The organism is Mycobacterium sp., from assembly GCF_049802695.1.
Taxonomy (GTDB): domain Bacteria; phylum Actinomycetota; class Actinomycetes; order Mycobacteriales; family Mycobacteriaceae; genus Mycobacterium.
On the sequence record NZ_JBARMY010000097.1, the window covers coordinates 1 to 7,067 of the forward strand.

The following is a 7,067-nucleotide window of genomic DNA, read 5'->3' on the forward strand; positions in this document are numbered from 1 at the left end:
GCGTAGGCGCCGCCGAAACCGCCGCGACCGTCGTCGCGCCCGAAGTAGTCATCGGAGCCGCTGTGGCCGGCCAAGCCAGCCATCGCCTGCATTACAACAACCACAGCCAGCCCGCCGACCGCCGCGCACCATCACCTCATCCGGCGGCCGCTCCGGTGGTACCCGAGCCGGCGTTGACGCTTCTTGACGATCTGCGGCTCGTACGTCGAGGCCCGATCCCGCGGCACGTCGATCTGCACCTGGCCGGTGGTGTCCATCAACACCGTCTTGGCCCGGGCGCCGTTGCGGATGTTGCCCGTCCCTCACCGGCCGACTCAACCGCGGGCTGCTGCGCTTCGGCTGTGGTACATCTCGTGGCTCTGAGTCAAGCCGCCGAACCCCGCGGCGTCGTGCGAGTCGATCATCGCGATGTCCCACGGGTGGCCGCGCAGACGCGGTGTCCGCGACCGTATGGTGGGCGACCGCTTAACCCAGCATCGCGGCGAGGACAGTTGCGTCGCTGATGTCCACGGCCTTGCTTGCTGTGAGCAGAGTCAGGGTCTTTCGGTCCTTCGCCAACGTCCGCAGATGTGCCAGCGCCTCGGCTCGTTCGGGTCCGGTCAGCTCCTCCCGGTAGCGCCGGGCGAACTCGCTGAACCGTTCCGGATCGTGGTGATACCACTTGCGCAGCTCGGTGGAAGGGGCGATCGTCTTGCACCACTCGTCCAGGTTCGCCTTTTCCTTCGTTAAGCCGCGCGGCCAGATTCGGTCGACCAGCACGCGGTTCCCGTCCCCGCGGGCCGGGGGGTCGTAGACCCGACGCACCTGCACCTTGTATGCGCTCATTTGCTGCCTCCTCCCGGTGGCCGTCTCAGCCGCTCATCTCGGGCGGGTCAGGCGGACAGCCCGCTCGAGCGGCGCGGTGCGACCGCACCTTCTCTCTCGTTGGGTGTGCTCACCGGTCGCTAGCGGCCCGCTCGCTGGTGTGGGGAAGGGCTCCTCCATACCGCGTGTCTCCTGCCGCTCGTCGCTGCGCCGCCGGACGGGGGTGTAGCTAACTGCTGGGATCGGCGTCCTGCAATACAAACTGTTCGCTGGCGGCGTGACAAGTCGGACACGACGGCGACGCGTTCCGGTCGCGCACCGCTTGGCCGAAGACCTGGCACACCCATTCGGTGGCCAGCAACGCCACGACGGGCGAGCGGCTGACGATCCTGGCCAGCCTGGCCCTGTCGAGCACGGGCACCCGGTGAATACGGTGCTTCACCAGCAGGTGGCATACCTTGTCGACTTCGGTGTCCACGGTCACGCTGATCACCCCGGGCGACATCAGCTCTGCTGCGGTGGCGCCAGGGTGTGCCAGCCGATTAGGCCCGTTCGCGATCCGGCTCGGTCCGCGGGCCGAAACCTTCTCCCGACTCACCAGCTGTGGCGTGCCGGCCGATATGCGCCTCGGCACGCATTCGTTCGATCATGTGGGGGTAGTGCAGTTCGAACGCCGGGCGCTCGGAGCGGATGCGGGGCAGTTCGGTGAAGTTGTGCCGCGGTGGCGGGCAGCTGGTAGCCCATTCCAGGGAGTTGCCGTGTCCCCAGGGGTCGTCGACGGTGACGGGTTCGCCGTAGCGCCAGCTTTTGAACACGTTCCACACGAACGGAAGCATCGAGGCACCGAGGATGAACGCGCCGATCGTCGAGACGACATTGAGGGGTTGAAACCCGTCGGTGGGCAGGTAGTCGGCGTAGCGGCGCGGCATGCCCATGTCGCCCAGCCAGTGCTGCACCAAAATGTGGTGTGGAAACCGATCAGCGTCAGCCAGAAGTGCAGCTTGCCCAGCCGCTCATCGAGCAGCCGACCGGTCATCTTGGGGAACCAGAAGTAGATGCCGCCGAAGGTGGCGAACACGATGGTGCCGAACAGCACGTAGTGGAAGTGGGCGATGAGGAAGTAGGTGTCGGTGACGTGGAAGTCGATTGGTGAACTGGCCAGCATCACCCCGGACAGGCCGCCAAGCAGGAAGGTGACCATGAACCCGACCGCGAACAGCATGGGTGTCTCGAAGGTTAACTGGCCCTTCCACATGGTGCCGATCCAGTTGAAGAACTTGATCCCGGTCGGTATCGCGATCAGGTAGGACATGAAGGAGAAGAACGGCAGCAGGACGGCGCCGGTGGCGAACATGTGGTGCGCCCACACCGCCACCGACAGCCCGGCGATGGTCATCGTGGCGTAGACCATGTTGGTGTAGCCGAAGATTGGTTTGCGGGCGAAAACCGGGATGATCTCGGTGATGATGCCGAAGAACGGCAGCGCCACAATGTTGACCTCGGGGTGTCCGAAGAACCAGAACAGGTGCTGCCACAGGATCACCCCACCGTTGGCCGGTCATAGACGTGAGCGCCCAGGTGGCGGTCGGCGGCCAACCCGAACAGTGCCGCGGTCAGCGGTGGAAAGACCATTAAAGCCATAATGGACGTGATCAGGATGTTCCAGGTGAAGATGGGCAGCCGGAACATCGTCATCCCGGGCGCGCGCATGCACACCACGGTGGTGATCATGTTTACCGCGCTCAAAATGGTGCCCACGCGCTGGTCATAATTTTTCGCGCAGCAGCAATGGTCGCTGATGCCGCCAGCCGGTCTATGTCGTGAGCCCTGCCACCATGCAATGTCGTCGGCTGGCACTTCGCTTCGGCCGTTGTCTCTTGTTCGTGCGGTGCTCGGGGGTCACCGTGGCGCCGCGGGACTAAGCCCGGGGTTTTTCGCCGCGTACGTTTCGTAGGGCACGGCCTTGAGCAGCGTCACGAGCCGGTGCGTGTCATTGGGGATTGCGTAGATGCGCTGCTCACCCGGACGTGCGCCGGCGATCGCGTGGCCCAGCGGCGACAGCGTTGAGTAGACCTCGAGGTCGACGTCCTCGGCACGCCGGCCGAGCAGAAACGTTTCGGTCTCGCCGGTGGGTTCGTAGCGGATGGTCACAACCATGCCCGGTCCGGCGACAGGGTCGTAGACGTCCTCACTGACGACCGCATTGGTCAGCACATCTCCAATCTCGCGGATGCGGGCTTGTCTCGCCCGGTCCCGCGCGATGAGGTTCGCGTCGTAATCCATGAAGTCGTCGGGAACTTCAATACTGCGCCGCGAGCGCAGCGCGGCAAGCTCGATGTGCAGCCGAGTGTAGTCCCGTCGCGTCATCCGAATGCGTTGAATACTAGTCATTTTCGATGGTGTCCTTATCTTTAATAGGGTGTCGTCAGGAGCGGGCGGAAACACAGCAACCGCCCCTGACGACTCGGGGGCCCGCGGTGGGCGAAACTTGCGCTGCGGTTCAGGCCTGTGGGTATGGGGAGTGCCAGCCTCCGCTTCGGCGCAGCGGATCGAGCTCGACGCCGACCATCAGCACACCTCCCAACTGAACTTCGTTATCAACTCCCATGGTCGTCTGGAGGGGTGCGCCAGCGCTTGCCGGAACCGGACAATGCCGCAGTGGGCCATTGTCGCCAGCCGACAACGCCGTCGCGTGATCGCGACTTGGCTGGACTTCTGCCGGTGGCGGGGACGTCGACCGAATGGATCTACGTGGCACCCGACCCGATTGGTGCGCGGCCGCGGCACGTTGGTAGGACCGCAACGCAAAACGCGCGTCGATTTCCTCGCGGGTCAGGCCGTATCGGTCGCCAATACTTTGGGCGGTTCGATCAGTGAGATGTAGGCCTTGCGAGACCACCATCGCGGTCACCACTAGCACTGGCTCAGCCCGCGCGGACTTCTTGCGCTGAAATCGGACTCGATATCCAGTAGTTGGGGCTAGCCGTGGGTATAGCGCAACTTCTCGGCCAGTCGGCCGTTCACTAGTTCGGGAAGCAGGTCCGACACGTCGCCGCCGAGCATCGCGACCTCTTTAGTCAGCGAGGCCCTCGCCCGCCTTCACGGTCAATCCGGGCAGATGCGTCGTCGACTCGTTGGTCATCGCGATCCGCTCGTCGAGGTCGAAGATGCCCATTTTGATGGGATGGCCCAGGAGCAGCCACCACGTCGTCGAACTGAGCGGCGGCACGCTCGAAAACGTCGACGTGAGCCAGCGTCACCGGATCGAACGAACCCGGGCATACCGCGCCGCTCATGACTCGATTAGCTTGTCGAAGTCACGTTGCCACCTGGCGTGGCGGACTCGGTTGAGGATTGCCCGAGCGGCGCCGACCAACACCGCTGCGGCGATGACCGCTCCTAACCAGATCGCTACTGCAGCCGCCACCGCCTCGTCTACGGCGGTTTTGATGGGCGGGGCGACTTGCGAACCGTCTTCGTCCACCCAGACATCAATCGAGTCGCCCGGTCTCACGGTGTGTCGCGTCTTAACTTCACCGGTTTGTTCGGCTCCGGCAGCAAACCATCGGGCAGGCACCGTCATCGTCTTGTTCGACGAGATTTGGGCAGCGCTGACATCCATGACGGTTGCAGTGACCATGCGCCGAGTCTGGGCTTGCTCGGCGTAAAGGCTGCGGCGGGAATCATAGACCGCGGTGCCCACGGCGGCGGCGATCGGCACAGCCAACAGCGCTACGACCACGGCCAACACCAAAACCAGTGCCTCGACCCGATCGCTGGCACGTATCAGTGGGTTGCGGTCAAACAGCCGGACCAACCGCCACCGCGGCAAGCGCAGCGGGAAGGTGTCCATCGCGGCGTCTTCGTCCAGCCAGTGGCCGGTGAGCCGTTGATGGTCAGGATGGGGGGTCGTCATCAGGTAAGTCCTATCGGCGGATCGCTATAGGCTCCATGGTCGTATGCATGGCAGCGGCAAGCATTGCCGAAGCCAGACAACAGCGCCCCCACGCTTTGTTGTACTTCGACAGGTTCGTCGGTCAACCGGTGTCGGTGGCGGCAAGTTCGATCATCATGGCCAGCCGCTTTCTGGCGTCGTTCAATGGCAGGTTGGTGATCTCGGCCATCTTGCGCAGCCGGTAACGCACAGTGTTCTCGTGCAGGCCCAACCGCTCACCGGCCTCGACCGGGTCGCCCTGGGCCTCCAGCCAGGCCCGCAGCGTCGCCACATAGTCGGTCGCGTTGGCGAGGTCATGGCGGCGCAGCTCGGCCACCGGTCCACGCTCGGGCGACCGACCTGACCGCGCCGCAGTGCGCAACCGCTGCAGCAGGATCTCATCCCACGACTCGTCGTAGGCCGGAGGTGCCGCTCGGGGTGATACTTCGTGGAGCGCCAGACACTCATCGGCCTCCCGGCGCGCCGCGGTCAGGTCAGCCACCTCGGCCGCCCCACTGATGCCGGCCAACACCGTCACCTGCTCGGGTATGGCCGCACGCAAACCGGTCACCCAGCGCCGCGCCGTTTCCGCCTGCTCACCGGGAAGCACGGTGTACACAGTGTTCCCGGCCAAGGCGCTGCGACCCGGCCGTGACCAACCGAACCCGGTGGTGGCGCGCTCGAACGCCAACAACAGAGCAGCATCGCGGTCGGCGCCGATGAACGCCTGCACCGCAATCACCCGTAACCGGCTATGCGGCAGGCCCAGCCTGCTGGCCAGGGTGGCGGCATCAGCGCTGCCCTCTAGCAACCGGATCACCAGCTCGGATTCGACCTGGCCCTCTAGGTCCGCGCTGGCGCGTGACCGCAGCAGATGCAGGGCCACCGTGTGCGCGCCATTGGCCAAGGCGGTGCGCGCGGTTCCGTCCAGCGGCGCCGAACACGCCACCCACACCGACCCCAAGAGCTCTCGACCCGAGCGCACCGCCACCACCATGCGCCCAGTCAGGCCACGTTCGGCGTCCTCGGCGACAAACACTGGATCGTCGGAGGACGCCAAGTGCGTGAATACCCCACGGGTTCCGAATAATGCCCGCAACTGCTCCGGTGTCTGCCGTTCTAGGATTGTCTCCACCCGCGCCGCGTCAGCGTGCTGCTGTAATTTCGAATAGGCGAGTACGCGCAATAGCCGATCGTGAATGACTACGGCACCGTCGATTGCGTCCGCCAGACTGTCAGCGAGCGCGAACAAATCGGTTGGGCCACGGCCGGATTCAGTTTCACGGCCCTCCAGCACTAGCCCATAGACCACCGCCGCCAATTCGCTCCACGACAACGCATCGTCGACCACCATCACCGCGCCAACCTCGGCGTCGGCGTCGAACGTTATCTGCTCCTCACCGCCGCGCATCAACACCACAACAGCATGCGCCGAGGCCGCCCACCGCACCGCTTCCCGTGGCGAGCCGGCACCAATCGCCAGCAACACATCACCAACCGCCTGGCGGTCCGCAGCCGCCTCGTGGATCACCACGCTGCGCAGTTCAGTCGACCTGGCAACCGAGGACCAACGCAAGCGTGCCCCATAACTACCCAGCACGTTCACCAAGCGGTCCAAAGTGATCACGAGCCGCTCCCCATGCCGAACTGATCACCCAGCGTAATCAGTAATCAAGCGGGGCCCGATGGATTGCCCGATCAACGGAGAGAATTGCGAGCGGCCCTGGATCTCCAGGCCCAGCCGTATTGGGGAACGCAGTACGATCAGACTGTTTCTATTAGGTCGAATCGCTCCGCCCTCCCTAACCGGAAACAGGCGTAAATACGCGGTGTTTCGATCGCTACCGGAACAATCTTCTCGGCACTGTCGCCGGCGTCGGCGAGCATGTCGATAAGCTGCGACAAGCCAGTGGGTTGTCTTGCGCGTCCGACTTGCCTGAGCGAGGGCCTATTCGACCTTGAAGCGGCCTGCGCCGCACTATCTTCGCGGTGCCGTCACCGGAGCTTTCTACGCGGTGACGTACATCGGCTTCGGCTTGCCACTGCTGCTCACCGTCGTGAGCTCCGCCGCGATTTCAGCGACGATCCTTTTTGTGATAGCGGCGCTGGCGGCGGCGACAACGGTCAGCCGGGCAGTGCGGTTGCGGCCTGGCTGCAGCGATTCGGTTGAACCATATACGACCCCGCCGGTACCAACGCCGGATGGCGCGTCGGCCTAGGGTGAAGCCCGTGGATTTCCGGGTGTTCGTCGAACCTCAGCAAGGCGCCAGCTACAACGATCAACTCGCAGTCGCCCAAACCGCGGAAGCAGCCGGGTATTCAGCGTTCT

General features: G+C 64.5%; 5 protein-coding genes and 4 pseudogenes. 1 reads left to right on the forward strand and 8 read right to left on the reverse strand.

The genetic code is table 11. The annotated features are described in order from the left end of the window. Positions 1-164 precede the first annotated feature (164 nt). The 8 genes and pseudogenes from WA317_RS03520 to WA317_RS03555 form a co-directional block, all read right to left on the reverse strand. Positions 165-299, reverse strand: a pseudogene (locus WA317_RS03520) (transposase); the annotation flags it as partial. A 166-nt stretch (positions 300-465) separates the two neighbouring features. Further along, on the reverse strand, positions 466-825 hold the full coding sequence (locus WA317_RS03525) for a DUF488 domain-containing protein (protein WP_425171723.1): 360 nt from the start codon (positions 823-825) through the stop codon (positions 466-468). 208 nt (positions 826-1,033) lie between these two features. Continuing rightward, a complete protein-coding gene (locus WA317_RS03530; protein WP_425171724.1) occupies positions 1,034-1,402 on the reverse strand; it encodes a CBS domain-containing protein in 369 nt (122 codons plus the stop codon). After that, positions 1,347-2,562, reverse strand: a pseudogene (locus WA317_RS03535) (cytochrome c oxidase subunit I); the annotation flags it as partial. The pseudogene WA317_RS03535 and the gene WA317_RS03530, both read right to left, overlap by 56 nt. A gap of 141 nt (positions 2,563-2,703) precedes the next feature. Further along, positions 2,704-3,195 (reverse strand): GreA/GreB family elongation factor, encoded by a 492-nt coding sequence (locus WA317_RS03540; protein WP_425171725.1) that lies wholly within the window; start codon positions 3,193-3,195, stop codon positions 2,704-2,706. Between the two features lie 588 nt (positions 3,196-3,783). Then, positions 3,784-4,100: pseudogene (locus WA317_RS03545) on the reverse strand (adenylyltransferase/cytidyltransferase family protein). After that, positions 4,097-4,720: an Rv1733c family protein gene (locus WA317_RS03550; RefSeq protein ID WP_425171726.1), complete on the reverse strand. Its 624-nt coding sequence runs from the start codon at positions 4,718-4,720 to the stop codon at positions 4,097-4,099. Before WA317_RS03550 ends, WA317_RS03545 begins: the two are co-directional and overlap by 4 nt. Before the next feature lie 121 nt (positions 4,721-4,841). Continuing rightward, complete coding sequence (locus WA317_RS03555; RefSeq protein ID WP_425171727.1) at positions 4,842-6,365, reverse strand: PucR family transcriptional regulator; 1,524 nt, start codon at positions 6,363-6,365, stop codon at positions 4,842-4,844. Between the two features lie 602 nt (positions 6,366-6,967). On the opposite strand from WA317_RS03555, the pseudogene WA317_RS03560 reads away from it, so the two are divergent. Next, positions 6,968-7,067, forward strand: a pseudogene (locus WA317_RS03560) (LLM class F420-dependent oxidoreductase); the annotation flags it as partial.